Source organism: Aeromonas sp. FDAARGOS 1415 (genome assembly GCF_019048365.1).
Taxonomy (GTDB): domain Bacteria; phylum Pseudomonadota; class Gammaproteobacteria; order Enterobacterales; family Aeromonadaceae; genus Aeromonas; species Aeromonas taiwanensis.
In genome coordinates, this window is the sequence record NZ_CP077363.1 from 401428 (window position 1) to 426639 (window position 25212).

A 25212-nucleotide genomic window follows, 5' to 3' on the forward strand; every position below is an offset into this window, starting at 1 on the left:
TTGTCAGGAGACCCCTCATCATGAATCCAGCCCCGCTCTATCTGCTGGCGCCCCTTGTCCTGTTTGTCGTGACCCTGGTGCTCTATCGCATCTCGCCGCTGCGGGCGGTTGCCGCCGGTCACGCCCGCTGGTTTATCCTGCCTGCGTTCACCCTCTTCATCCTGCTCATCATCATCAATGGTGCGGCCGATCCCGGCACCCGCAGCCCGGGCTTCCACTGGTTGATGCCAGGCCTGGGCTTTGCGCTCAGCCTGTTCCCGGCCCTGCCCAAGGCACTGGTGCCGCGTCTGGCCATCAAGGAGGGAGCCTTCGCCGCCCTCGGCCTGATGCTGATGAGCCTGGCCATGGTCTATTGACCGGCTGGCATGTTGACATGACCCCAGGGGCGCTCCGTAACGGGCGCCCCTTGTGCAAATAGTGGCCTGCGGGCATCTTGGTGAGCGGATAGCCAGCAAGGAGGCCAAATGGACAATCCGCCCGATTTCATGGCGCTGTGGGACTATCAGGATCCCGCCGCCAGCGCCCTGCGTTTTCAGCAGCTGCTCGCCGAGGCAGACAACCAGGATCTGCAATATGAACTGGAACTGCTCACCCAGATAGCCCGCACCCATTCGCTGCGCCGCCAGTTTGCACAGGCGCACCGCCTGCTCGACGAGATAGAACCCCGCCTCACCGAGGCGACCCCGAGAGCCCGCCTGCGCGCCCTGCTGGAGCGCGGCCGCACCTTCAACTCCGCCGGTGACAAGGCCAGTGCCAGAGCCCTGTTCGAGCAGGCCTGGCAACACGGGCTCAAGCACGAGGAGCGCTATCTGGCCATCGATGCGGCCCACATGGTGGCCATCGCCGCCCCCCTGGAAGAGCAGAGCCACTGGCACCAGCTGGCGATGGAGCTGGCCGAACGCAGCCAGGACAAGCGGGTGCGCGGCTGGCTCGCCACCCTCTACAACAATCAGGGCTGGACCCTGTTCGAACTGGGGCGCCTCGACGATGCCATCGTCTGCCAGCAAAAATGCCTGGCCTGGCACGAGCAACACAACAACAGGGCCAAGGCCTTTATCGCCCGCTGGAGCCTGGCGCGCCTCTGCCGGGCCAAGGCTCAGCATGAGCAGGCCATGGCGGATCTGAAGCAACTGCAGGCCGACATGAACGCGGCCAGGGCCCCCGAGGATGGCTATGTGTTCGAGGAGCTGGGGGAGAATGCACTGGCGCTGGATGACCCGGCCGCGCCGGAATACTTCGCCCGGGCCTGGTTCCTGCTGTCGCAGGATGGCTGGCTCCAGGCCAACGAGGGGGAGCGGCTGGCCAGGCTCAAGCGGCTCGCCAAGCTCTGACACCACCCTTCCGGCAAAGCAGCGGGGCGGCCAATGGGCCGCCCCGCTCACCAGGTTATCTGTCAGGGATGACAGAGGCCATCCCCAGCCTCAGACCAGACTCGCCTCTTCCCAACTCTGTTTCTTGCGATAAATGGTGGAGGGGCTTATTTCAAGCAGCGCCGCCGCCTTGGGGATGTTGCCGTCACAACTGGCGATGGCCTGCTCGATGGCCTCCTTCTCCACCTGCCAGAGCGGACGAACGAGAGGACGGGCCAGCATGGGGGTGGCCGGCGTATCCATGATCACCTCGGACACAGGGGCCGCCACCGCGGTGGTGAGCACACGGCCGCCGTTGAGGGGCGGCGGCAGTATCTCCGGGCTCACCAGCTCGCGGTCGTTGAGCACCACTATGTTGCGCACCACGTTCTGCAGCTCCCGCACGTTGCCGGGCCAGGGGTAATCGAGCAGCACCCGCACCGCATTGGCATCGAAGTCCCGGAAGTGCTTGTTCTCCTCCTTGGCATAGCGCAGCAGGAGGTCGCGCGCCAGCAGCAGTATGTCCTCGCCCCGCTCCCGCAGGGGCGGCAGGTAGAGGGGGATGACGTGCAGCCGGTAGTAGAGATCCTCGCGAAAACGCCCTGCCTTCACCTCCGCCAGGGGATCCCGGTTGGTGGCGCAGACGAAGCGCACGTCCACCGTCTCCAGCTTGCCGCTGCCGACCCGCTGCAGGGTGCCGGTCTGGATGAAGCGCAGCAGCTTGCTCTGCAGGTCCAGATCCATCTCGCAGATCTCGTCGAGGAACAGGGTGCCGCCATCCGCCAGGCTGGCCGCCCCCTTGCGCTCCCCCTGGGCACCGGTAAAGGCACCCTTCACGTGACCGAAGATCTCGCTCTCCATCAGATCGTGGGGAATGGCGGCGCAGTTGAGCGCGATGAAGGGCTGATCCCGGCGCGGGCTGCACTGGTGGATGGCCTCGGCACATACCTCCTTGCCGGTGCCGCTCTCGCCGGTGATGAAGACGGTCGCCTTGCTCGGCGCCGCACTCTCGATGATGCGATAGACCGCCTGCATCGCCATGGAGGCGCCGATAAAACCTGCAAACGAGCTGCGCTCGAAGTTCTCCCGATACTGGGCCACCAGGGAGCTGAGCTGCTGGTGCTTGAGGGCGTTGCGCGCCGTGGCGCACAGCCGCTTGCCATCGAACGGCTTGGTCAGAAAATCGAACGCGCCGAGGCGCATCGCCTCCACCGCCACGTCCACCGAACCGTGGGCGGTGATCACCACCACGGAACAGGGCAATTGCTGCTCCGTGATCTGCTGCAGGATCGCCATGCCCGACATGTCGGGCAGCTCGAGATCGAGCAGCACCACGGGGGGCGGGCTTGCCAGCAGGTGCGCCAGTGCCTGTTGGCCGCAATCGGCCAGCTGTACCTCATAACCATCCTGGGTCAGGTACTGCTCATAGACGACAGCCAGACTGCGGGTGTCTTCCACCAGCAGAACGCGGGGTTTGCTTTCAGCCACGAGATCCATCCTTGCGCTTGATTTTGTTATCTATTCTGGGGTCTAGCCGTCACAGACTCAAGACGGACTAACGGCTTTCTCCCATCGCCCCTGTTGACCCACAAGCAAAAACGGCTCCCAGAGGAGCCGTTTTCATCGTATTGCAGCTTATTTCTTTGCGTCGTCGCTATTGGCAGCGGGCTTCTCGATGGCCAGCAGCTCAACGTCAAATACCAGCACGGCGTTGGCCGGGATGGTGCCTGCACCGTGCTCGCCATAGGCCAGCTTGGACGGCAGGAAGAACTTGAACTTGGAACCGACCGGCATCAGTTGCACGCCTTCGGTCCAGCCCGGGATAACCTGATTCAGCGGGAAGGTGGCCGGCTCGCCGCGATCGACGGAGCTGTCGAACTTGGTGCCATCGATCAGGGTACCGGTGTAGTGAACCTTGACGATGTCGGTGGCCTTCGGCTTGGCGCCGTCACCCATCTTCTCGACCTGGTATTGCAGGCCGGATTCGGTGCTCTTCACGCCCTCTTTCTTGGCGTTGTCAGCCAGGAAGGTCTCGCCCTTCTTCAGGTTGTCAACTGCATCCTTGTCGGCCTTGGCCTTGGTCAGCTCGTTGATCTTGGCATCGTATTCCTGCAGAACTTTCTGGATCTCTTCGTCGGTCATGCTGGCCTTCTTGCCCAGACCGTCGGTCACCCCTTGCAGGATGACGGTGTTGTCCAGCTTGATGCCAAGCTCTTGCTGGCGCTCCAAGGTATTGGCGATATAACGACCCATGGAGAGGCCGATCGCATAGCCGGATTGCTCTTCAAAGCTCTTGGCCTCTGCCTTGGTGGCCTCTGCCGACTTGCTGGCTTCTGCCTTCACTTCGGTGTTGGCAGCAGGTTTCTCATCTTTTTGGCAAGCAGTCAGGCCGACGGCAACTGCCGCAGCCAACAGGGACACCTTCAGAAAATTGTTCATCAGTTTCTCCAAAACGCTAAATACCGCTCTCGGTTCCTTCGTGAAATGAGAGGTTTATCGTGATAAGCGCCTTATACTAACGCCGTGATCGCGGGTAACGAAAGCATGAGACAGGAAAAATGATCAAAAGTGCCATTTATCTCATCGGTATTTGCCTGATGCTGACGGGGTGCGAACAGAGCGCCCTTCCAGGCCAGCAGATCCGCCTCGCCGAACAGGGTCTGCTGAGCGCGGATCTCGCGAGCTCCGGCAAGCAGGCCATCGTCTCCAGCCTGGGTCAGGGCACAGTGGTGTGGGATCTGGAACAGGGCAAGGAGCGCTGGCGCTGGCGCCAGAGCGACGACCAGGCGGAGTTCGTCACCCTGACCCGTTTCTCCCCCGACGACAGCCACGCTATCACCGCCACCCAGCACACCTTTGCCATCTGGCGCCTGCAGGATGGCCGCTCCCAGGGCTACTACTCCCTGCCCGAATCCAGCCTGCGCGACGCGGCCATCTCCGCCGACGGCCGCATGGTGCTGATCGGCCGGGAAGACGGCAAGGCGGAGCTGGTGGACACCCGGACCGGTCGCCGGTTGCAGTTCCTCGGCCACACCGAACAGGTCAATACGGTGGATCTCTCCGCCAACGGCCGCTATGCCCTCACCGGCGGCAACGACTACAGCGCCTACCTGTGGGACACCCGCACGGGCCAGGTGGTGTGGCGCTTCAATCACGCCGGGCGGGTGGTGATGGCCAGGCTGGATCCGGCGGGGCGTTTCGCCTTCACCGCCGACAGCCGCCAGGCCAGCATCTGGGATCTCAAAACCGGCAAGGAGCAGAGCCGGCTGCAGTTCGACCATCGCTTCGAGGTCTACACCAGTGCCCGCTTCGTCAATGACGACAAGTGGCTCGTCACCGGCTCCCCTTCCCGCCAGCTCGCCCTGTGGCAGGTGAGCGACGGCAGCCAGCTGCAGAGCTGGCGCGTCTCGCCCCATCCCAAGGTGAAACCGCCGAGTGCAGTGGTCTATGGCGTGGCTTTGCGCGACAATGGCCACCTCGTCAGCGCCAGTTCAAGCGGCCTGGCCGAAACCTGGACAATCAAGTAAGGACCAAAAGGCCCATGAGTCAGTCATTAAACGATCGCCTCGAAACCCTGGAAAGCCGCCTCGCCTATGCCGAATACACGGTGGAGCAGCTCAACGACGAAGTCACCACCCAGGGCCGCGAGCTGGATCGGCTCAAGCACCAGATCCATCTGCTGGTGGAGAAGCTGCAGAGCGTGCAGCCGAGCCAGATCGCCAGCATGGCCGAAGAGACCCCGCCCCCGCACTACTGAGCGAACGGCCATGAAAAAACCCGCACCAGGCGGGTTTTTTCATCATCGGGCATGCCGTGATCAGTGCTGATGGCCCTTGCCACCGCAACCGCCACCACCGCAGCAGCCGCCGTGACCATGGTCGTCGCCGTGATCGTGAGCATGGGCGTGACCGTGACCACCACAGCAACCGCCATGGTCGTGATCGTGGTCGTGACCGTGATCATGGCCATGATCGTGACCGCAGCCACCGGCACCGTGCACATGGCCGTGGGCCAGCTCTTCGGCGGTCGCGGCACGCACGTCCTTGATCTCGACCTTGAAGCCCAGGGTCACGCCGGCCAGGGGATGGTTGCCATCCACCTTGACGAACTCTTCGGACACCTCGATGACGGTCACCGGACGGTGGCCATCGTCGGTCTCGGCCACAAAAGTATCCCCTTCAGACACTTCCATGCCATCGAACAACTCGCCGGGGACTTCCTGCACCAGGTTCTCGTCGTACTCGCCGTAGGCCTGGTTCGGCGTCAGGGTGACGTCGAAGGCCTCGCCCACGCTGCGACCTTCCAGCTCGGCTTCGAGGCCGGAGACCAGGTAACGGGTACCGTGCAGATACACCAGCGGCTCTTTGCCGACTGTGGTGTCGATGACTTCACCGTGTTCGTCGGTGACCGTGTATTCCAGCGTAACCACGCTCAGGGGAGCTACTTTCATGTCAGGGATCCTGCGGATAGAAAAAACGGCCCCAGAATACCTCAAAAAGGTGGCCAAGCATATGATCAGCCCAACCCCCTCATGCTGAAAAAGTCGGCAATCCGGAGAGACGCCGGTCCGGCGCCGGACAAAAACGGCTGCGGGGGCGAGAGATGGCCCCGGCTGTCACCGGAACCTCCCCTGCCCCTTCACCGGGCCGCTCGTTCTCACTCGGGACGAAACACCCCTATGACCTGTTCAGCCTCCCGGGTCGCCTTGTCCACCTCGGCCTGGGTCTGCACCTGAGTGTCCCCGCAGTCGACACAGGTCACCTTCTCGACTCCATGCTCCATATACAGCATCATGGTGTCCATCTTGCCGCACGCCGGGCAAACCGCACCGGCAATGAAGCGTTTTTTACGCCTGGTTTCCATTTTCGTTACCTCCAGGCAGCATCATATCAGGGTTTTTACATGCATCACGCCATCGAATATCAGCATTTTTCCACTCCCACCCTCCAGGTCGGCCCCCGCAAGCGCTCTCCCATGGGCCAGCTGCTGCGCGTCACCCGGGGAGCGGCACTGCTGAGGCTGGGCGCCCATGAGCTGTTGTTGACGGAGGGGAATTACTTCTGGCTCTGTGCCGATGCCCTCGCCGCCTTCACCCCCCTGGCGGGCTGCCAGTACGATCTGCTGGCCTGCTCGGTGCGGGTGCCCCAACCGGCTCAGGCCGGCTGGCTGCAGGCAAGTCCGCTGATGGATGCGCTGCTGGAGAACCTGGCCCACTGGTCGCGGCCCAGAGAGTGGCAAGGCCCCTATGGCCAGCGGCTGCAGATCCTGGGGGACGAGTTGCAGGGTTGCACCATCACGCCGCAAGGGGATCAGCTGTTGCAAGACGCCTGGCAGGCGCTGGCGACCCGGCAACCGGGCAGTCTGGCCGCCTGGCAGGCCCTGCTGGCCGAGCGGCAACCGGATAACCTGGATGCAGAGAGCCTGCTTGCCCAGTGGCAGTTGTTGCAGGGGATTCGCCTGCTCAGAAGCGGCAGCACCCCGGCCCAGGTCGTGGCCAGGCTGGGTTACCGGGACGAGGCGGCGCTGGCCGATGCCTCCCGGCGCTGGCTGGGGCACGACCAGGACGCACAGCAGTCCGCCTCCCGATAAACGGGGCGACAAAATGATGGGAAAAGGGATCCAGTTTTACGGTGCGCCGCCGTTAATAACAGAGAAGTCATCCATGTCACCATCCTCTATGCTGAACACCAGATTGACCGTCACCGACTAGATCAACAGGACATCCGCCATGACGAGCAAGGCCAACCAATCCCAGGGCATGTTGCTGTTCCACCTCTCTGCCAGACAATCCTTCGCCATCGGCACGCTCAAGGTGAAGGAGATAGTGCCCTACACCCAGCTCACCGCCCTGCCGCAGTCTCATCCGACCGTGCTCGGAGCGGCCAGCATGCGGGGCACCACCATCCCCGTGATCGACATGGCGATGGCGGTGGGCTATCGCCCCATCACCAGGGAGGATATGCCCAACTGCTTCATCATCATCACCGATTGCCGCCGCACCCTGGTGGGTTTCCTGGTGCGGGGCATCGACAAGATCACCGAGTGCAACTGGCGTGACATCGAGCCGCCGCCCCCCTCCCTCGGACAGAACGTGTTCGTCACCGGCGTGACCCGGGTGGGAGAGCAGCTGATCCAGCTGCTGGACGTGGAACTCATCCTGTCGCGGGTCTATCCGGACGATCCCAGCCACCTCTATCCCGTGCTGACCGATGTGCAGCGCGAGCGGCTCAAGCCGATGCGGATCCTGCTGGTGGACGACTCCTCCGTCGCCCGCCGCCAGCTGATGGCGGCGCTGGATTACATCAACATCCCCTACGAGGTCTGCACCAACGGACGGGACGCCCTGGCCCTGATGCAGGCCAACGTCGCCCAGGGCAGGCGGATCGACATCCTGGTGAGCGATATCGAGATGCCGGGGCTGGACGGGTACGAGCTGGCCTTCGAGGTACAGAGTGACCCCAGGCTGGCGGAGGCTTACATCATCCTGCACACCTCCCTCTCCAGCGAGATCAGCGTGGAGCGGGCCCATCAGGTCGGGGCCCACGAGGCGCTCACCAAGTTTGAGGCCAACGAACTGATCCAGGCCATGCTGCGCGGTGCCGAGCACCACGATCGCCTGCCCGCCTGACACCGCGGCGAGCCCCTGGCTCGCCGCCGCTTCCCCTTCCCTGCTGCCCCGAGCCGTTGCATGCTGACAGAAAGCCACTTCCACGCCCCCTGGTGGGCCCGTAATCCCCATCTGCAAACCATACTGCCCAAGTGGCTGCGCCGCGCCCCGGCCCGCTTCACCCAGGAGCGCTTCGAGCTGCCGGATGGCGACTTCGTCGATCTCGCCTGGAGCACAGGGTCACACCGGGACGAGCAACCGCTTATCGTGTTGTTCCACGGGCTGGAGGGGAGCATTCACTCCCACTATGCCAAGGGGCTGTTCGCCCATCTGCAGCGACAGGGTCAGGAGGCGGTGCTGATGCATTTTCGGGGGTGCAGCGGCGAGCCGAACCGGCTGCTGCGGGCCTACCACTCCGGCGCCATCGAGGACGCGCAGGCCGTGATCGCCGAGCTGGGGCGGCGCTTTCCCGGCAAACCCCTCGTCGCCATCGGCTATTCCCTGGGGGGCAATATGCTGGTCAACCTGCTGGCGCGCGCCTGCCCAACCGAGCTGAAGGCGGCCGTGGTGATCTCGGCGCCGCTGCAACTGGCGAGCTGTGCCGATCGGGTCAACCAGGGGTTCTCACGGGTCTATCAGAGCTATCTGCTGCGCACCATGCGGGCCAATCTGCAGAGCAAGATCCGGCATCAGGAGGCAGCCCGGGCACGCTGGCAACCGTCGCAGGTGGCACGCATCGCCACCCTGCGCGACTTCGACGAGCAGGTAACGGCCCCGCTCCATGGTTTCGACAGCGCCGATCACTACTACCAGACCTGCTCCGGCCTGGGCATGCTGGCTCGCATCCCCATCCCGACCCTGGTCATTCACGCCGCCGACGACCCCTTCATGACAGGCGCCGTGATCCCGACGCCGGAGCAGCTCTCACCCCAGGTGCGCTACGAGTTGAGCCGGCGGGGGGGCCACGTGGGCTTCCTGCACGGTTCCCCCTGGCGTCCCCGCTTCTGGCTGGATGAGCGCATCAGCCAGTGGCTGCGGGAGCAGGCTCAGGAGGCGACCCGGTAGCCGTCGCGCCCCTCTTCCTTGGTCTGATAAAGAGCGCCATCCACCCGTTCGAGCAGCATCACCAGGCTCTCTCCCGGACGCCACTGGGCAATCCCCTGGCTCAGGGTGAGGTGGGGGGCGACATCGGAGTCTTCATGGGGCAGGGCCCGGGCGGCCAGGGTAGCGCGAATGCGCTCGGCCACCTCCTTCCCCCCCGCCAGATCCGTCTCCTGCAGCAGCACCACGAACTCCTCCCCGCCGTAGCGGGCCACCAGATCGCCGGGCTCGCGCACGCTCTCCTCCAGGCACTCGGCCACCAGGATCAGACACTCGTCCCCGGCCTGATGGCCATAGCGATCGTTGTAGCGTTTGAAGAAGTCCACATCGAGCAGGATCACAGTGAGCGGCAGTTCCAGGGTCGTGCCCTGCGCGATGGCTCGCTTGCACGCCTGATCGAAATGGCGACGGTTGGCCAGGCCGGTCAGGGGATCCCGATGGGCCATGGCATTCATCTTGTGCGCCAGCATCAGGTTGTCATACTCCCTCGACACGGCCAGCTCGAACCAGCCGTTGAGCATGCGTCGCCCCGTCTCCAGCACGACCAGCAGAACCCCGACCACCATGATATTGACCATGACAAATGGAGAAGGGCTCCAGCAAGCCCTTAACAGCAAGAACAGCAGAGGGGCACACACCAGGGCATAGAACAGCCGTACATCGGAATAAGTCGCGATGAGACCGGTCAGTAACAACAGGCTGACCATGTTGAAAATGAAGCTGAAACCGCCCTTCAGATCGACGATCGAGATGGTATAGCCTACCAAGGCCCAAGCCAGTCCCCAGAAGAGGCCGCAAACCAGCAGGGAGACCTGCCAGAGGGCACGGGGCTGACGGGAGAGCCAGCGCCATCCGATAGGCAGCAGCAGACAAACGCCGGCCATGGCGATGAGCTGCCACTTGTAGGACCAAGGCAAGAGGTCATTGAGCACCAGGTGCGCATCCTGATAGATATAGAAGCGCGCCAGCAGGAACAGGATAGCGATCAGATTGATGGCCCAGAACCAGCGAAGTCCGGAGTCCAGAGCCTGCCGACGGGCATCGAGCAGGTGCTGGGTGAGCTGCCCGGAAGGGCGACGAGCATCAGTTGAATTCATGTAACCCCTCGAACGGCACAAGACAAACTCCTTGCACTTGCCGGACTGGCACCGACAATATCCGCACCCCACTGATTGAAGATGAAACCATGATTATCCCCTGGCAAGAACTGGATCCCGAGACCCTCACCAACCTGCTCGAGCACTTTGTCCTGCAAGAAGGCACCGAATACGGCGAGCAGGATGTCAGCCTGGCCGACAAGGTCGAAGCGGTCCGTCAGCAATTACAGCAAGGCATCGCCGTGCTGGTCTACAGCGAGTTGCACGAGAGCGTCAATGTCGTGCACAAGACTCATTTAAGCAAGGCTTCTACGGACGATTATCAACCAGAATGACACCGGCAACGGAAACCCGGGCTGAACGAGCGGGGGATCTTCCGCCCGATGCCCGGGCTAGCTGCCCCCTCCCCGGGCCTCTCTCCCGGCCGCGACACGACGCCAGGTTGCCCTTCCCGAGGGATCCCGCGCCCAGCCAGGCCGACGGACGAGGGCCGGGGCGGAAGATGTTGCCGGGGCTTGACCGTACTTTGGGCCAGCCCTTATAACGGAACTCCCAAGGAAGAGAGAATTCTATGTCGGCCAAGCATCCCATCATCGCGGTCACCGGTTCGTCCGGTGCCGGCACCTCCACCTCCACCAACGCGTTTCGCTCCATGTTCCATCAGCTCGGGTACAAGGCGGCCGTGGTCGAGGGGGACAGTTTCCACCGTTATACAAGGCCCGAGATGGACGTGGCGATCCGCAAGGCGCGGGAGCAGGGGCGGCACATCAGCTACTTCGGCCCTGAGGCCAACGACTTCGGTCTGCTGGAGTCCTTCTTCCAGGAGTACGGCCAGAGCGGCACCGGCCAGTATCGCCGCTACCTGCACAGCTTCGACGAGGCGGTGCCCTTCAACCAGATGCCGGGCACCTTCACCCCCTGGCAGGATCTGCCGGGGGAAACGGACCTGCTGTTCTATGAAGGGCTCCATGGGGGCGTGGTCACGGACGAGCACAACGTGGCGCGGCACGTGGACTTTCTCATCGGCGTGGTCCCCATCGTCAACCTGGAGTGGATCCAGAAACTCATTCGCGACACGTCGGAGCGAGGCCACTCCCGGGAGGCGGTGACCGACTCCATCGTGCGCTCCATGGACGACTACATCAACTTCATCACGCCGCAGTTCTCCCGCACCCACATCAACTTCCAGCGGGTACCCACCGTCGACACCTCCAACCCCTTCAGCGCCAAGGTGATACCCAGCCTGGACGAGAGTATGCTGGTGATACGGTTTCGGGGCATCAAGCAGGTGGACTTCCCCTACCTGCTGTCGATGATAGACGGCGCCTTCATGTCCAGGATGAACACCATAGTCGTGCCGGGTGGCAAGATGGGTTTCGCCATGGAGCTGATCCTGCGCCCCCTGATCCAGCAACTGATCGAAACGGGCAAGATCACCTGATCCAAGGAGCTTACGATGCGCGGTGCACTTCTCTCATTCATACTGGCTGCCCTGCTGGGCGGCTGCAGCACGGGCCCCGCCGCCCCCACCGTCGAGACGGGGACCATGGTGGTGCGTCCCGCAGACAACTGGACCTATGGGGCGACACCACGCTACGCCCTCGCCGAGCAGTTCCAGTACGCGGGCAACAGCGCCGCCCCCTGGCTGGAGCCGGTCCAGCAGGCGGTGACCCGGCAGCTTGACGGCAAGGGCTGGCGCAGCGTGCCTCTGGACGAGGCGGACGTCTGGGTTGCCATCGGCGTCGCCGGCAGCCAGGACATGAGCGACGGGGAGATCTTCTCTCGCCTCGGCATGACCCCGGGCCTGAATGCCGCCGCTGATGCCCGCAAAGGTACCCTGGCCATACTGCTGCTCGACCGGCGAACCCAGCAGACGGTATGGAGCAGCGCCATCCAGCTCGCCAGCGACGTGCCCATCGCCGAGGAGGCCCGCAGCCAGCTCAGCCAGGAACTGGCCGGACAGTTGCTGGGCTCGCTACCGTCAAACTGATTTCTCTTTCAACAAAAACGGCCTGCTTCTAGCAGGCCGTTTTTCGTACACGCCATGTCGGCATGAAGATCACTTCAGTTCACAGGTCAGCTGGGTCACCCCGCTTTTGACCAGAGTGGCCTGCTTGTCCTGCTGGGAGAAGGTGGTCACCCCGTCTGAATAGCTGGCGACCTCCTTGGGCGACTCGATGCGGCCCAGCTTGTGATACACGCCGGCATAAGGGAACTGCACCATGTCGGCCTGGGCATCATAGGTGATCCCCAGCATCTCTTCCCCGCACTGATACTGGCTGTATTGATACTGGGTCGGCTGCGGCGCACTGCAGGCAGCGAGCCCGAGCAGGGGAAGCAACATCATCATTTTTTTCATCGCACTTTCCTTATGTCATGGCGTTATCGACGGGACAAATTACAACGATCAAGCCTCAAGAATTTGATAACTATGGGTAATTTCTACCGCTTTTTCCAACATCAGGGAAACGGAACAATACTTTTCCATGGACAGATCGACTGCGCGGGAGACGTGCTTCTCGGCCAGCCCCTTGCCGGTCACGACGAACTTGAGGTGGATTTTCTCAAACACCCGGGGCACGGAATCGGCACGGACCCCTTCCAGCTCGACGTGGCAGGCGGTCACGGACTGGCGGGCCTTCTCCAGGATGGAAACCACGTCGATGGAGCTGCACCCGCCGACCGCCAGCAGGATCATCTCCATCGGGCTGGCACCTTCACCCGGGTTCGCGCCATCCAGGGTCACCTGATGACCGGACTCGCTCTCGCCCACAAACTTCATGCCTTCGACCCAGCTGACCTTGGCTTTCATCTCACACTTCCTCTCAATGACGACGATTCTGACGCCCATAGCATACCTCAAGCAGGGGTCGAGTGGCACATGACTCGTCATCTTGCAGCCAGGGGAGGATCCCGTCCCGTTTCCACCCACCGGGACGGGAGAATCGAAACGTCAGCGACCCCGAGGGAAATAGATCGAAATCAACATCTGCCCCCCCCTTCTTGCCTAGAATGGCCCGGATCGCGCAGCAGATCGCGGCTCCCCGAGGGAGCGCGACACCCCAAAGCCTTGTCAGCACAGGCAAAGGCTCTTATTCTACTGCGACCAAAGAGTAAGGAATGGCAAGCTTGGCAACTTGCCTGGACGCACAGTCCATAAAAAAGACACTACGAGGAAGTCTCATGATCATTGGCAAACCGCAAAGCGATCCCACCCTGGAGTGGTTCTTGTCGCATTGCCACATTCATAAGTATCCCGCCAAGAGCACCCTGATCCACGCCGGTGAGAAAGCGGAAACCCTCTACTACATCGTCAAGGGTACCGTCGCCGTCCTGATCAAGGATGACGAAGGCAAGGAGATGATCCTCTCCTACCTGAATCAGGGGGATTTCCTGGGCGAGATGGGGATGTTCGAAGAGAACGAGAATCCGGAACGTTCAGCCTGGGTACGTGCCAAAGGCGCCTGTGAAGTCGCCGAGATCTCCTACAAGAAGTTCCGCCAGCTGATCCAGGTCAACCCGGACATCCTGATGCGCCTCTCCGGCCAGATGGCCAAGCGCCTGCAGCACACCAGCCAGAAGGTCGGCAACCTCGCCTTCCTGGACGTGACCGGCCGGATTGCCCAGACCTTGCTCAACCTGGCCAGACAGCCGGATGCCATGACCCACCCGGATGGCATGCAGATCAAGATCACCCGTCAGGAGATAGGCCAGATCGTCGGCTGCTCCCGCGAGACCGTTGGCCGCATCCTCAAGATGCTGGAAGAGCAGGAGCTCATCTCCGCCCACGGCAAGACCATAGTGGTGTTTGGCACCCGCTGACAGGGTTCCCTGACGGCTCCCGCACAGAGCCGTTGGATAAAAAGGCTGCCACGGCAGCCTTTTCTGATCCTCTCCCCTATAATCCCGAACGCCCCCGCCGTCATGGCCGTCGCCAAGAGAATGCCTATGCACCTTCAATGCCCCCTTTGCCGCAACCCACTCCAGCTGCATGAAGCCTCCAAGGGCCGCTACTGCGCCAACAAGCACCATTTCGACCCCGCCCCGGAAGGCTATCTCGACCTCATCCCCGGTACCAAGAACCCCAAGGACAGCGACAGCCGGGCCCTGCTGCGTGCCAAGCGCCGCTTCCTGGAGCAGGGCCACCAGCTGCCCCTGGTGGAGGCCATGGCAGCCCTGTTGGTTCCCCTCGGAGAACATGAACTGATCCATCTGGGTTGTGGCGAGGGCTACTACTGCCGGGCCCTGGCAGAGCGCCTGCCAGGCTGGCAGGTCGGCGGTTTCGATCTCGCCAAGAACGCCATCTTCGCCGCCAACAAGGCCCAGCCGGAAGGCCAGTTCATCATCGCCGATCCGGCGCGCGCCCCGCTGCAGCCGGGCAAGGCCCAGGTGCTGCTGGTCAACGACCTCAAGGTCAAGACCGAGCAGCTGGTCAGCTGGCTGGCACCGGGCGGCTATCTGCTTTATGTGCAGCCAGGCCCCCGTCACCAGTGGCAACTGCGCGTCAGCCTCAACCCGGTGAGCATGGAACACCCCCTGAGCTGGCCGAGCCTGGCCGGGCTCACCCTCGCCCGGCAGCAGCGCGTCCAGTTCACCACGGCGCTGGATCAGGGCTTGCGCGAGCATATCCTGGAGACCAGTCGCCTCGGCTGGCGTGCCAGTGGCGAGCAGCGCCACGCCTTCACCCACCAGGGGCCGGATGCGCTTGAACAGGATCTGCTGCTGACCCTGTGGCAGAAGCCGCTCTGACCCGCGATAAAAAAGGCCCTGACGGGCCTTTTTCCTTTGTGCCGGGGGTGCTCCTGCCCCCCTGCGCTGAGGGGCACAACCCGGTGTCATCATCTGCTTGCAAAAGAAATGGGGCCCCAGGCCCCATTGTCGTATCACGGACGATCAGTTGCAGCTCGCAGCGCCCTGATCGACCCAGACGGCGGCCTTGCCCGGCTCGTCGCCCTTGGTCCAGTACTGGGCCTTCCACTTGCGACCGTTGTGGGTGGTCAGGTCACCTGCGTTGTAGGCCACGCCGGCATCCCAACCCAGCTGCACCTGGCTCACCAGCTTCCACTGATCGGCGGTGCGACTCGGCTCGTTGCCCTGGGTCCAGTACTTGGCCTGCCACACCAGTTGCTTGTGGCTCACCTTGTCATTGGTGTTGTAGACGGTGCTGGCGCTCCACGCCGGATGGTTGGCCGCATCGGGATCGGTCGCACTGCAGCCGCCCCCCGTGCTGGCCGGTTTGACGGTCAGACGCGTCGTCGCCGTGGCATCCAGCGCACCGTCGGTGACCACCAGGGTCAGATCATAGGCGGTGTCGCTGGTGACGCTCGGGCCCGTCACCACCAGGCTAGCGCTGTCCTGGCCAGTCGCGCTGAGACCCGCCGGCACCGTCCACTGATAACTCAGGGCGTCACCGTTCGGATCGGAGGCCGTGGCCTGGATGGTCACCTGCTTGCCGGACTCGACGCTGGCGGTGGCCGACACGTTCACCACGGGCGGCAGGTTCGGCTGCGGTGCCTTGTTGGTCACCACCACCTGATCCTTGGCCGAGAGCCCCTGATCGTCGGTCACGGTCAGCTCGAACACCAGGTTGATGTCGCTGCTGACGGCATCCAGCACCACGCGGGCCTTGGCCGAGGTGGCATCCAGCAGGCTGGCCTGCGGGCCGGACACCTGCTTCCAGCTGTAGGTCAGGACCCCGTTTTCCGGATCGTGGGAGGCGCTGCCATTGAGCGTCACCTCCGCCGGGCCGGTGGCGTTCAGATCGCTGCCGGCATTGGCCACCGGCGGCTTGTTGACCGGTGGCGTGGTGCCGCCGTCCCCATGGCCGAGCCCCTCGTGCATGGCGCTGAGGATGTCGCCGTTGTCTGCATCGATCTCCCAGGCGAACAGGCCCCCAAGCTGGTTGGCCAGCACGTACTGCCCCTTGGCCTTGACCGAACGGTCGTTGTCGAAGCTGATGAGATCCCCGGTGCCGGCGTTGAAGACGTAGGGGGCCTCGGCCACCTCGTCATAGCCCTGCTCCCAGCCTGCGCCCATGCGGTTGTTGACGATGTCGCGGTAATCCACCACCCCGTTCTCCCAGGTGCCCTTGACGGGGCCGGTTGCGGTGCCGGTGAAGGGGTTGCCGGCCTGATAACCGCTGACCCCGGTCCAGCCGCGACCATACATGGCCGCACCGACCACGATCTTGCCCGGTGTGACCCCCTGGCCGAGCAGCGCCCTGACGCCCTTGTCGGTGGTGTACTTGGTGGCCGGATCCCAGCTCGCGGCATGGAGGTTGGTCTGGTGACCCAGCTCGGTGTTGCTCCAGGCGCCGTTGAAGTCGTAGCTCATCAGGAAGATGTGGTCCATGTACTGCTGGGCAGCCTGATAATCCACCTTGGCAATCTTGTCGCCGCCGGCGCTGATGGCCGAGGTGAGCTCGTACTGTCGACCGGTCTCGGCCTCCAGCTCGTCGAGCATGGCGCGCAGCTCTTTCATCAACGCCACATAGGTGGCGCCATCCTGCGGCCCGCCCAGGTTGGGGTTGGCCCCCTGACCGCCCGGGAACTCCCAGTCGATGTCCACGCCGTCGAAGAATTTCCAGGTCTGCAGGTACTCCTTCATGGAGGCGACGAAGGTGTCGCGCTTGGTCTTGTCGCTGAAGAAGTAGAAGGGATCTGAGAGAGTCCATCCGCCGACCGAGGGGAGGATCTTGAGGTCGGGGTTGGCCTGCTTGAGGGCCATCAGGTTGCCAAAGTTGCCCTTGTAGGGCTCATCGAAGGCGGTGAGCTTGCCCTGCCCCATCTGCACGGCGGCCCAGGGATCGTGAATGGAGACCTTGAAGTCCTCGCGACCGGCGCAGGAGCGCTGCAGCGCCTCGAAGCTGCCAGAGATCTCTTTGAGGCTGTCATTGATGCCATTGCCACCGCAGATGGGGGTGAAGCCGTAGAGGATGTGGGTCAGGTTCTTGGCCGGGATCTTGTCCACGGTGAACTTGCGGCCATAGACGCCCCACTCCACGTAGTAGGCCCCCACCACCTTGCCGGACTTGTTGGCGTAGGGCTTGTTGTTCTCCTGCAGCGGCGCATCGAGCGGCGCCAGGTGGCTGCCGTCCGTGTCGGCAACCACTATCTCCTTCTTGTCGGAGAGGGTGCAGCCATCGGCGTTGCACAGGGCGACCTGCATCTGGTAGCGGCCCCCCTTGGTGACCTTGAAGTTGGCGGTGCCGGATGCCGCGGCGGCCCCCGACCACACCTCCTTGCCATCGAGCAGCACCTTGGCGGTCTGGCCCACGTCGCCGGACCAGAGGTTCCAGCTCACGCTGACGGGGGCACCATCCTTGTGGACAGTCACCAGCTTGTTGTAGGAGGTGGCGGCCTGATCGATCTGGATGATGGCGAACTTGGTTTCACCCCAGCCTATGGTGGGTTTGCCGGGGGCGGCAGCGAGGGCGGAGGTGGAACAGATCCCCCCGACCAGCAGCGCCAGCAGGGAATGTTTTGGACTGAACATAGTTGAACTTCCTTATTTCGTTATTGGAATAAACAACGAAAAAGGCAACGCAACCTGACAGGGAATGCAGACGACATCGCACCATGGCTTGGCCCATGGACGAAACAACCTGTGGTGGCCCCGCTATCCTAGGTACCGCTGACCCTTAGACCGGAAGCTTTGCGCCCCGGACTTTCGTCCGGTTTGCCTTTTTGCACAACTTGATTTGCGATGAAAATAATCGCCGAATGACTATAGAGGAGAGTCGTCGGTCCGCCACCTAGTAAAAATAACAGTGACAGGGACTCACCATTGCCAGTTGGCCACGAAAATGCATACAAATCGGCAACAACGTCGCCGATGATGCTGCATGAGAACCATTATCAGCCGCGTCAATCAAAGATGGAATCTGTGATTGCCGTCACTGAACCGGTAGCAGCAGGCTGTTCATCAGGGCCCTCAGCTTGAGCGGCTTGACCGGCTTGCTCACATAACCGAAGCCATGCTCGCGGATCTGCGTCTGCAGCTCGCTCTTGCGATCCGCGCTGATGATGATACCGCCGATGCCGTTGCCATGGGCCAGCCTGATCATGTGCAGCGCCTGCAACCCCGTCTTGCCGTCGTCCAGGTGATAGTCAGAGAGCACCAGCCGGGGCAGGAAGCCAGCCCCGATGATCTCCTCTGCCTGCTCCAGGCTCTGGGCACAGCGCACCTCGCAGCCCCAGCGCTCCAGCAGGGAGGCCATGGCAATGAGGATGTCCTCCTCGTTGTCGATGCAGAGGATCCTGACCCCTTCCAGCTGGCTGTCCCGCTGGGCTGGCGCCGTCATCTGGCTCGCCGTCACGGGCCGGGTCGCGAGGTTCAGGGTGATGGCAAACACGGATCCCGCTCCGGGCCAGCTACGCAGGGAGAGCTGGTGACCCAGCACCAGAGAGATGCCGCGAGCGATGGCAAGCCCGAGGCCGAGCCCCTGCTCCTTGGCAGTGCGGGAGTGATCGAGGCGGGAGAACTCGTCGAAGATCGCCTCCTGCTTGCCCTCCGGGATGCCGGGGCCGTTGTCCCACACCTCGATGCGCACCTTGTCCCCCAGCCGGCGGCAGCCGAGCAGTACCCGGCCCCCCGGGTTGTAGCGAAACGCGTTGGTGAGGAAGTTTTGCAGCACCCGCCGCAGCAGGCGCACATCGCTGTAGACCGCGAGGCTGCTCTCCACCACGGAGAACTGGATCCCCCCGGCCTGGGCCAGCACCCCGAACTCCGCCTTGAGGTTGTCGAGCACGTCCCTCAGGGCGAAGTCGAGCTTCTTGGCCTTGAACTTGCCGGCCTCGAGGCGCGAGATATCCAGCAGGTCCATGATGAGATCCTCGGTCGCCCCCAGGGCATCGTCGATGTGGCGGGCGATGCGGGCGGGCTCGTCCGCCGGGGGCAGCATCTCCAGCAGGGAGGAGGTGAACAGCTTGGCCGCATTGAGCGGCTGGGTGAGGTCGTGGCTCACCGCCGCGAGGAAGCGGCTCTTGGAGTGGTTGGCCCGCTCCACCTGCTGGTTCACCAGCAGCAGCTGGCGGTTGAGCTCGGAGAGCTCATGGGTGCGCTCGGCCACCCGCGCCTCCAGGTGCTCGTTAGCTTCGCGCAGTACCCGCTCGGCGTCACGAAACGGGGTGATGTCGGTGAAGGTCATGACGAAACCGCCGGCGGGCATGGGGTTGCCCTGCATCTCGATCACCCGGCCATCCGGCCGCTCCCGGGCCGAGATGTGGGGGCTGCCGCGCTGCATGAAGGCAACCCGGCGCGCCACCTGGGCCTCGATCTCGCCGGGGCCGCACAGCCCCTGCCCGGCGTTGTAGCGGATGATCTCCTCGATGGGGCGACCCACCTGGATGAGGCCGGGAGGATAGGAGAACAGCTCGATGTAACGCCGGTTCCAGGCCACCAGCCTGAGCTCCCTGTCCACCACGGAGATCCCCTGCCCCATGTGTTCGATGGCCCCCTGCAGCAGGCCGCGGTTGAAGCGGAACACGTCGGAGGCCTCGTCCACTATGGTGGCGATCTCCTCGAGCTGCATGTTGCGCCCCTGCAGGGCCGAGGCCAGCACCAGCCGGGCGGACGAGGTGCCGAACACCCCCGCCAGCAGCCGCTCGGTGTGGGCAATGAGCTCCGCCGAGGCCTGCATCTGGGGCGCCAGGGTGCCACCCCGCTCGCCGGCGAAGCGGCCGAAGGCGCGCTTGACCCGGCTCGACCCCACGAAGCGGGCCGCCAGCATCTCCAGCTCCTTGACCGAGACCCGCGCCTGGTAGAGCGCCGCCGTGTCCCGGCTCTGCTTGCCGACGAAGTTGGCCGCCTGCAGCCGCTCGCTCACCGCCGCCCGGGACAGGAGCGAGCCAGCCACATAACCCACCAGGTTGAGCAAGAGGCTCAGGAAGAGGCACCAGGCCCCCAGGCTCAGCTCGCGAAACGCGGGCCAGTCGGGGGGGGCCAGCAGGGCCTCCAGGGGAGATCCCGCCAGCAGGCCGCTCTCGGCGAGCAGGGTCAGGCACCAGAGGCTGACCCCGAGGGCAAGACCCAGGTAGACCCCCTTGCGGTTGCCGTGCCGCCAGTAGAGACCAAGCAGCAGAGCCGGCGCGAACTGGGCCACGGCGCCGAACGACAAATAGCCGATGCGCGACAGACTGGTGAGATCCCCGAGCCAGAGGTAGAGCGCCCAGGCGGCCAGCAGGATCAGCAGGATGGCGCCCCGGCGCACCTGCAGCAGCAGCCGCATCAGGCGCTCGTCCCGCCCCTGCTGCCAGACCCGGCGCAGCAGCACCGGCAGCACCAGGTCGTTGCTCACCATGATGGCCAGCGCGATGGTGCAGACGATCACCATGCCGGTGGCCGCCGAGGTGCCGCCGAGAAACGCCAGCATCGCCATGCCGTCGTAGCCGAGGGACATGGGGAGGCTGATCACATAGGTGTCCGAGGCCATGTCGGCCCCCACCCACTGCTTGCCCGCCAGGGCCAGCGGCCAGATGAAGAGCCCCATCAGGAACAGGTAGAGCGGGAAGATCCAGCGCGCCCAGTGCAGATCCTGCCCCTGGTTGTTCTCCACCACGGTCACGTGGAACTGGCGCGGCAGGCAGATGACGGCGCACATGGCGATCAGGGTATAGATGGCAAGCTCCAGCAGGCCGCCCGGCGTCACCGCCACCACCGCCTTCAGGAAGTCGCCGGCCACCAGGGTGCGGGCCTCGCTCGGCTTGCTGACGATGAGCCAGAGCGCGAAGCCCCCCACCGCCATGAAGGCGAGCAGCTTGACCACGGATTCGAACGCGATGGCGACTACCATGCCGCGGTGGTGCTCGGTGGCGTCCAGGTTGCGGGTGCCGAACAGGATGCTGAACAGGGCCAGCAGCAGGGTGACGCCGAGGGCCAGCTCGGCCATGTTGCTGGTGGGGCTGGCTCCGGCACTGTTGGCCATCAGCAGATCCAGCCCGGTGACGATCGCCTTGAGCTGCAATACCAGGTAGGGAAGTATCCCCATGATGGCGATGAGGCTGATCACCATGGCCAGGCGCTGGGACTTGCCGTAACGGGCGGCGATGAAGTCGGCGATGGAGGTGATGTGCTCTCGCTTGGCCACCAGGATGAGGCGGGCCAGCAGGCGCCAGCCGAACAGGAAGACCAGCATGGGGCCCAGGTAGATGGGCACCGGCGACCAGGGGGATTCGCTGGCCTGGCCCACGGTACCGAAGAAGGTCCAGGAGGTGCAGTAGACCGCCAGCGACAGGCTGTAGAGCAGGGGCTGCCCCTTGGGGCGGCGGCGCTTGTTCTTGTCCGCCACGAAGGCGATGAGGAACAGCAGTCCCAGATAGGAGAGCGACAGCCCGATCAGCAGCCATCCTTGGTGCATCTACGTATTTCCCTTGTCCAGATTGGTCGATGGCCCGCCAGAGGCGGGCCCGTCTCAGTGGCCCGGTGCAGGCCGCGCGTCGCCGCGCTCTTCACGCAGTCGCAGCACGAAGACCGGCAGCACCACCAGTACCATGATGAAGAAGATGCCCCCACCGAGGGACTCGAAAAGGAGGCCGCTCACCGTCATCAGGGCGGCCACCGTCATGCCGAGGCCGAGCGCCGCGTAGAGCGCCTGGGTGGGGATCTGCTGCTCCGCAGGCAGCTGGCGAGTCATGAAACGGATGGCCCCCAGGTGGCTGATGCAGAAGGTGACGCCGTGCAGCAGCTGGCCGATCACCAGCACCGCCAGCTCGGTGGAGCTGCCGAGCAGCACCCAGCGCGCCACGCAGCCGACGGCCCCCACCAGGAACAGGGTCTGGGCCCCGAAGCGCTGTAGGAAGCGCTTGTCTGCGGCAAACATGGCGATCTCCGCCACCACCCCCAGGGCCCACAGATAACCGATGAGGGTGCCGCTGTAGCCCTCGGCCTTCCAGTAGATGGCGCTGAACCCGTAGTAGGCCGCATGGCTCCCCTGCAGCAGGGCGGTGATGAGCAGGAAGCGGCGCACCGAGGGGGACTTGAGCGTCTCCTTCAAGGAGGCCTTGGCCCGCTCCCCCTGCAGCTCCCGGGGGGCCGGGTGCAGCGGCAGCAGGCTCAGCCCCAGCATGATCAGCAGCCCGACCACCATGGTGTGCAGCACCCAGTCGCTGCCAAAGTTGCCCACCAGGGCGCCCACCAGGGTCGAGGCGACGATAAAGGCGAAGGATCCGCACAGCCGCACCTTGCCGTAGTCGAGGTGGGTCTGCACCACCATGCGGGTGGCAAGCGCCTCCCCCATGGGCATCAAAGTCGGGTAGATGAAGTTGGCCGCCAGGGTCAGCGCCACCAGCCACCAGATGCCGTGGCTGACATAGAAGCCGAGGAAGGCCAGCAGGCTCAGCAGACAGAGCAGCCGGGTGACGGGCAACAGCTGCCCCGCCCCCTTGACCCGTCCCATCACCACCAGGTTGCCGGCGAAGCGGATGGCCATGCCGACCCCCAGCAAGAGGCCGATCTGCTCGGCGCTCACCCCTATGCCTTCCAGCCAGAGGGACCAGAACGGCAGATAGGCGCCATAGACGAAGTAGAAGGCACCGAAGAACAGGGCTAACCAGGAGAACGCGGGCATAGGGGCTCGGCTGCGAGACAAGGGGCACAAATGATAACCGATTTCGGGGCGGGGATCCCCAGGCGGCAGCCAGGATAAAAACCAGAAATATCAATAAAATTGAACCTTTGTCACATCCCCCTGTCTATTTGAATAACACCGCTTCCTGATGAGTGTTGCAATCCTTCCACCCGCCGCCGGCGGGTTTCTTTTTGGCGCCGTTCCCCTTCCCATCGAAAAGGGGGCCAGTGGCCCCCTCTTCATGACATGCACCGTTCCGTCAGAACACGTACTTCACCCGTGCGCTCAGGTTGCGACCCGGCTCGGTCTGACCGCTGGTGTCCGCGCTGGCGGCGAGGCCGGTAATGCTCTCGTAGCTCACGTACTCCTTGTCAAACAGGTTGAAGACGCCGACATTGAGCTGCAGATCCTGCATCGGCTTGAACTGGGCATAGAGATCCACCACGCCCCACCCGGCGCTCTTGATGTTGTCGTTGCCGCGGGCATCCTTGCCCACCTTGTCCATGTCGTCGGCAAAGCGCAGGGCTGTGTTGATGTTCCAGTTCGGCTGTTCCAGGCGCACGCCCAGGCTGCCGTTCAGGGGGCTCAGGCTGTTGATGTAGTTGCCGTCGCCATCCTTGCCTTCGATGTAGGCCAGGTTGCCCCAGACGTTGACCAGGGCGTTCAGCCAGTAGTCCGCCTTGGCCTCGACCCCCTTGGTGGTCGCCTTGTCCAGGTTCTGGTACTGGTAGACGGCGGTGCGCCCTTCCGTCCCCACCCCGGTCAGCTCGATGAAGTCGTCGAACTTGTTGTAGAAGGTGGCCACCTCGTAGCTGAAGCCGCCGCTGCTGCCGCGCACGCCGAGATCGATGCCGTCGCTGCTCTCGGGCTTGAGGTTCGGGTTCGGCTCGATGCGGTAACCATACGCCTGGTGGTTCAGGGTGGAGAAGGCGTTGTCATACATGGGCACCTTGAAGCCGTGGCTGTACTGGGCGAACAGGTTCGCCGCCTCGTGCGCCTTGAACACCAGCCCCAGCTTGGGCGAGAACTCCCCCTCGGAGATCTTCTTCATGTTCTCGCCCGTGTAGGCGGGATCCTCGTCCGGAGTCATCTTGTAGTAGTCGTAACGCATGCCCGGGGTCAGCACCCAGCGATCGCCGAACTTGATCTCGTCGAAGGCCCAGAGCGCGCTGCGCTCGCTGGTGGTGGACGGGAAACTCAGCTCGCTATAGCCGACGAAGTCCCCCGGCACCGTCGGCCCCTTGAAGCGGGTGCGCTCGTTGTCGGTGTGCTCGTATTCCAGGCCCCAGGCCAGACGCTGGCTGGCGAGGGCCTTGCTGAACTTCACCTGGGCCCCCAGGCTCTCCTGCTCGAAACCGTTGTGGTCCAGCGAGTTCTTGGTCACATAGGGGTTGGTCGGCCGCACCGGGTATTTGGAAGAGGCGTACTGATCCAGGGTCTGCTTGGTGCGGGTGTAATACACCTTGCTGTCCACCCGATCCGCCCAGGGGGCATTCAGGGCGAGGCCGTGATCCAGCACCAGGGAGAGATTGTCGGTCTCCTTGTCGGTGATCGGCTGGTTGAAGACGGAGCCGGTCTTGGTCAGATCGACGGCATCCGGATCCTGCCCTTCGGTGAAGTAGTCGACCGTCAGCTTCAGGAACTGGTCGTCGCTGAGATTCCACTTGCTCTTGAACAGCACGGCCTGGCTGACGATGTCGAACTCGTCCTTGTCGCCGTCGTAATTCTGGGTCACCCCGCCGTCCCGCCAGGTGTAGCGCAGCAGGTTCTCGAACTCCCCGGCGCGCAGCGCCCCCGTGATCCCCGCCATCTTCTGGTGACTGCTGGAGGCGTAGCCCGTGGTCGCGTCCAGATAACTGTCGCGGCCCTTCAGGAAGTCGCCGGCATCCTTGGTGGTGATGGCGATGACGCCCCCCAGGGCATCGGAGCCGTAGGCGGCGGACGCCGGTCCCTTGGCCACTTCCACCTGCTTGATCATGTCGGTGTCGAAGTAGGTCTGTCCCACGCCGCCGTTCTTGTAGGCATCGTTCTGGCGCACGCCGTCCTGCACCACCTTGACCCGGTTCTCGTTCATGCCACGGATGGTGAAGGTCTGGGCATCCCCCGCCCCCCCCTGCACGCTCACGCCCGGCTCGTAGCGGAACAGATCGGCCACGTTGCTGACGACCTGCTCTTCTATCTGCTCCGAGGTGATGACGGCGATGGGGCCGGAGACATCTTCCAGCTTCTGCTCCATTCGGGAGCCGCTGACCACCATGACCTCATCGGTCTGGGTGTCTGCGGCGAAGGCGGGGGAAACCAGCCCTGCCGCCACGGCGAAGGCAATCAGTGAGGGGGGGTTGTTGTGCGCCACTGCAAAGTCCTTATTGAGAATCATTATCAATCGAACGGCATCTTACCCAGTCAGTGACAAAGATCAATAATAAAGTGAATCATTCTCATTTTCTTTTACTTCTGGGGGGTTTTACACTAGCGCCTCTTTTTTCCTGCTCG

At 63.6% G+C, this 25212-nt stretch carries 23 protein-coding genes and 1 riboswitch; of the genes, 12 read left to right on the forward strand and 11 right to left on the reverse strand.

Annotation, left to right across the window (positions count from 1 at the left end; translation table 11 throughout):
• Positions 1-20: 20 nt before the first annotated feature.
• Both I6L45_RS01900 and I6L45_RS01905 read left to right on the forward strand, forming a co-directional pair.
• Positions 21-356: a hypothetical protein gene (locus I6L45_RS01900; RefSeq protein ID WP_043758401.1), complete on the forward strand. Its 336-nt coding sequence runs from the start codon at positions 21-23 to the stop codon at positions 354-356.
• Positions 357-464: 108 nt separating this feature from the next.
• Positions 465-1331, forward strand: coding sequence for a hypothetical protein (locus I6L45_RS01905; RefSeq protein ID WP_216983304.1), 867 nt, complete (start codon positions 465-467; stop codon positions 1329-1331).
• 90 nt (positions 1332-1421) lie between these two features.
• Here the strand turns inward: I6L45_RS01905 and I6L45_RS01910 are convergent, their stop codons facing one another.
• Both I6L45_RS01910 and fkpA read right to left on the reverse strand, forming a co-directional pair.
• The gene (locus tag I6L45_RS01910; RefSeq protein WP_043758396.1) at positions 1422-2837 is read right to left on the reverse strand and encodes a sigma-54 dependent transcriptional regulator; all 1416 of its coding nucleotides are present in this window, start codon (positions 2835-2837) and stop codon (positions 1422-1424) included.
• Between the two features lie 147 nt (positions 2838-2984).
• Positions 2985-3788: an FKBP-type peptidyl-prolyl cis-trans isomerase gene (fkpA, locus tag I6L45_RS01915; RefSeq protein ID WP_216983305.1), complete on the reverse strand. Its 804-nt coding sequence runs from the start codon at positions 3786-3788 to the stop codon at positions 2985-2987.
• A gap of 119 nt (positions 3789-3907) precedes the next feature.
• Here fkpA and I6L45_RS01920 point away from each other — a divergent pair, with 119 nt between their 5' ends.
• Both I6L45_RS01920 and I6L45_RS01925 read left to right on the forward strand, forming a co-directional pair.
• The gene (locus tag I6L45_RS01920; protein WP_210547998.1) at positions 3908-4876 is read left to right on the forward strand and encodes a WD40 repeat domain-containing protein; all 969 of its coding nucleotides are present in this window, start codon (positions 3908-3910) and stop codon (positions 4874-4876) included.
• A gap of 14 nt (positions 4877-4890) precedes the next feature.
• Positions 4891-5106, forward strand: coding sequence for a SlyX family protein (locus I6L45_RS01925; protein ID WP_043758392.1), 216 nt, complete (start codon positions 4891-4893; stop codon positions 5104-5106).
• A 60-nt stretch (positions 5107-5166) separates the two neighbouring features.
• Here the strand turns inward: I6L45_RS01925 and I6L45_RS01930 are convergent, their stop codons facing one another.
• Both I6L45_RS01930 and I6L45_RS01935 read right to left on the reverse strand, forming a co-directional pair.
• Positions 5167-5799, reverse strand: a complete 633-nt coding sequence (locus I6L45_RS01930; protein WP_043758389.1) for a peptidylprolyl isomerase — start codon at positions 5797-5799, stop codon at positions 5167-5169.
• 206 nt (positions 5800-6005) lie between these two features.
• Positions 6006-6212, reverse strand: a complete 207-nt coding sequence (locus I6L45_RS01935) for a YheV family putative zinc ribbon protein (RefSeq protein ID WP_033130616.1) — start codon at positions 6210-6212, stop codon at positions 6006-6008.
• Between the two features lie 39 nt (positions 6213-6251).
• Between I6L45_RS01935 and I6L45_RS01940 the strand changes: the two genes are divergently transcribed.
• From I6L45_RS01940 to I6L45_RS01950, 3 genes are all read left to right on the forward strand, one after another.
• Positions 6252-6938, forward strand: coding sequence for a hypothetical protein (locus I6L45_RS01940; protein ID WP_043758384.1), 687 nt, complete (start codon positions 6252-6254; stop codon positions 6936-6938).
• 139 nt (positions 6939-7077) lie between these two features.
• A complete protein-coding gene (locus I6L45_RS01945; RefSeq protein WP_216983306.1) occupies positions 7078-7977 on the forward strand; it encodes a chemotaxis protein CheV in 900 nt (299 codons plus the stop codon).
• Positions 7978-8037: 60 nt separating this feature from the next.
• Positions 8038-9021, forward strand: coding sequence for a hydrolase (locus I6L45_RS01950; protein WP_216983307.1), 984 nt, complete (start codon positions 8038-8040; stop codon positions 9019-9021).
• On the opposite strand, the gene I6L45_RS01955 is transcribed toward I6L45_RS01950, so the two are convergent.
• Entirely contained in the window at positions 9003-10154 is a 1152-nt protein-coding gene (locus I6L45_RS01955; protein ID WP_043758378.1) for a GGDEF domain-containing protein, read from the reverse strand. The genes I6L45_RS01950 and I6L45_RS01955 overlap by 19 nt on opposite strands.
• 89 nt (positions 10155-10243) lie before the next feature.
• On the opposite strand from I6L45_RS01955, the gene I6L45_RS01960 reads away from it, so the two are divergent.
• The 3 genes from I6L45_RS01960 to I6L45_RS01970 all read left to right on the forward strand — a co-directional run bounded on the left by I6L45_RS01960 (position 10244) and on the right by I6L45_RS01970 (position 12144).
• Complete coding sequence (locus I6L45_RS01960) at positions 10244-10489, forward strand: YheU family protein (RefSeq protein ID WP_134695469.1); 246 nt, start codon at positions 10244-10246, stop codon at positions 10487-10489.
• Between the two features lie 236 nt (positions 10490-10725).
• Complete coding sequence (locus tag I6L45_RS01965) at positions 10726-11595, forward strand: phosphoribulokinase (RefSeq protein WP_043758373.1); 870 nt, start codon at positions 10726-10728, stop codon at positions 11593-11595.
• 15 nt (positions 11596-11610) lie between these two features.
• Complete coding sequence (locus tag I6L45_RS01970) at positions 11611-12144, forward strand: DUF4136 domain-containing protein (protein WP_043758370.1); 534 nt, start codon at positions 11611-11613, stop codon at positions 12142-12144.
• A 69-nt stretch (positions 12145-12213) separates the two neighbouring features.
• On the opposite strand, the gene I6L45_RS01975 is transcribed toward I6L45_RS01970, so the two are convergent.
• Both I6L45_RS01975 and I6L45_RS01980 read right to left on the reverse strand, forming a co-directional pair.
• Complete coding sequence (locus I6L45_RS01975) at positions 12214-12513, reverse strand: hypothetical protein (RefSeq protein WP_216983308.1); 300 nt, start codon at positions 12511-12513, stop codon at positions 12214-12216.
• Between the two features lie 48 nt (positions 12514-12561).
• Positions 12562-12966 carry an OsmC family protein gene (locus tag I6L45_RS01980; protein WP_210547993.1) on the reverse strand — a complete coding sequence of 135 codons (405 nt, stop codon included), beginning with the start codon at positions 12964-12966 and terminating at the stop codon, positions 12562-12564.
• A gap of 371 nt (positions 12967-13337) precedes the next feature.
• Between I6L45_RS01980 and crp the strand changes: the two genes are divergently transcribed.
• Positions 13338-13976 carry a cAMP-activated global transcriptional regulator CRP gene (gene crp / locus I6L45_RS01985; RefSeq protein WP_042074976.1) on the forward strand — a complete coding sequence of 213 codons (639 nt, stop codon included), beginning with the start codon at positions 13338-13340 and terminating at the stop codon, positions 13974-13976.
• Positions 13977-14102: 126 nt separating this feature from the next.
• Positions 14103-14903 carry a putative RNA methyltransferase gene (locus tag I6L45_RS01990; RefSeq protein WP_216983309.1) on the forward strand — a complete coding sequence of 267 codons (801 nt, stop codon included), beginning with the start codon at positions 14103-14105 and terminating at the stop codon, positions 14901-14903.
• A gap of 144 nt (positions 14904-15047) precedes the next feature.
• Here I6L45_RS01990 and I6L45_RS01995 read toward each other — a convergent pair whose 3' ends face one another.
• The 4 genes from I6L45_RS01995 to I6L45_RS02010 form a co-directional block, all read right to left on the reverse strand.
• Complete coding sequence (locus I6L45_RS01995) at positions 15048-17648, reverse strand: glycosyl hydrolase family 18 protein (protein ID WP_216983310.1); 2601 nt, start codon at positions 17646-17648, stop codon at positions 15048-15050.
• Between the two features lie 110 nt (positions 17649-17758).
• A riboswitch (cyclic di-GMP riboswitch) is annotated at positions 17759-17846 on the reverse strand.
• Positions 17847-18048: 202 nt separating this feature from the next.
• Entirely contained in the window at positions 18049-21510 is a 3462-nt protein-coding gene (locus tag I6L45_RS02000; RefSeq protein WP_216983311.1) for a PAS domain-containing hybrid sensor histidine kinase/response regulator, read from the reverse strand.
• 54 nt (positions 21511-21564) lie between these two features.
• Positions 21565-22719 carry a 3-phenylpropionate MFS transporter gene (locus tag I6L45_RS02005; RefSeq protein ID WP_210547989.1) on the reverse strand — a complete coding sequence of 385 codons (1155 nt, stop codon included), beginning with the start codon at positions 22717-22719 and terminating at the stop codon, positions 21565-21567.
• A 259-nt stretch (positions 22720-22978) separates the two neighbouring features.
• Positions 22979-25072, reverse strand: coding sequence for a TonB-dependent hemoglobin/transferrin/lactoferrin family receptor (locus I6L45_RS02010; RefSeq protein ID WP_216983312.1), 2094 nt, complete (start codon positions 25070-25072; stop codon positions 22979-22981).
• Positions 25073-25212 lie beyond the last annotated feature (140 nt).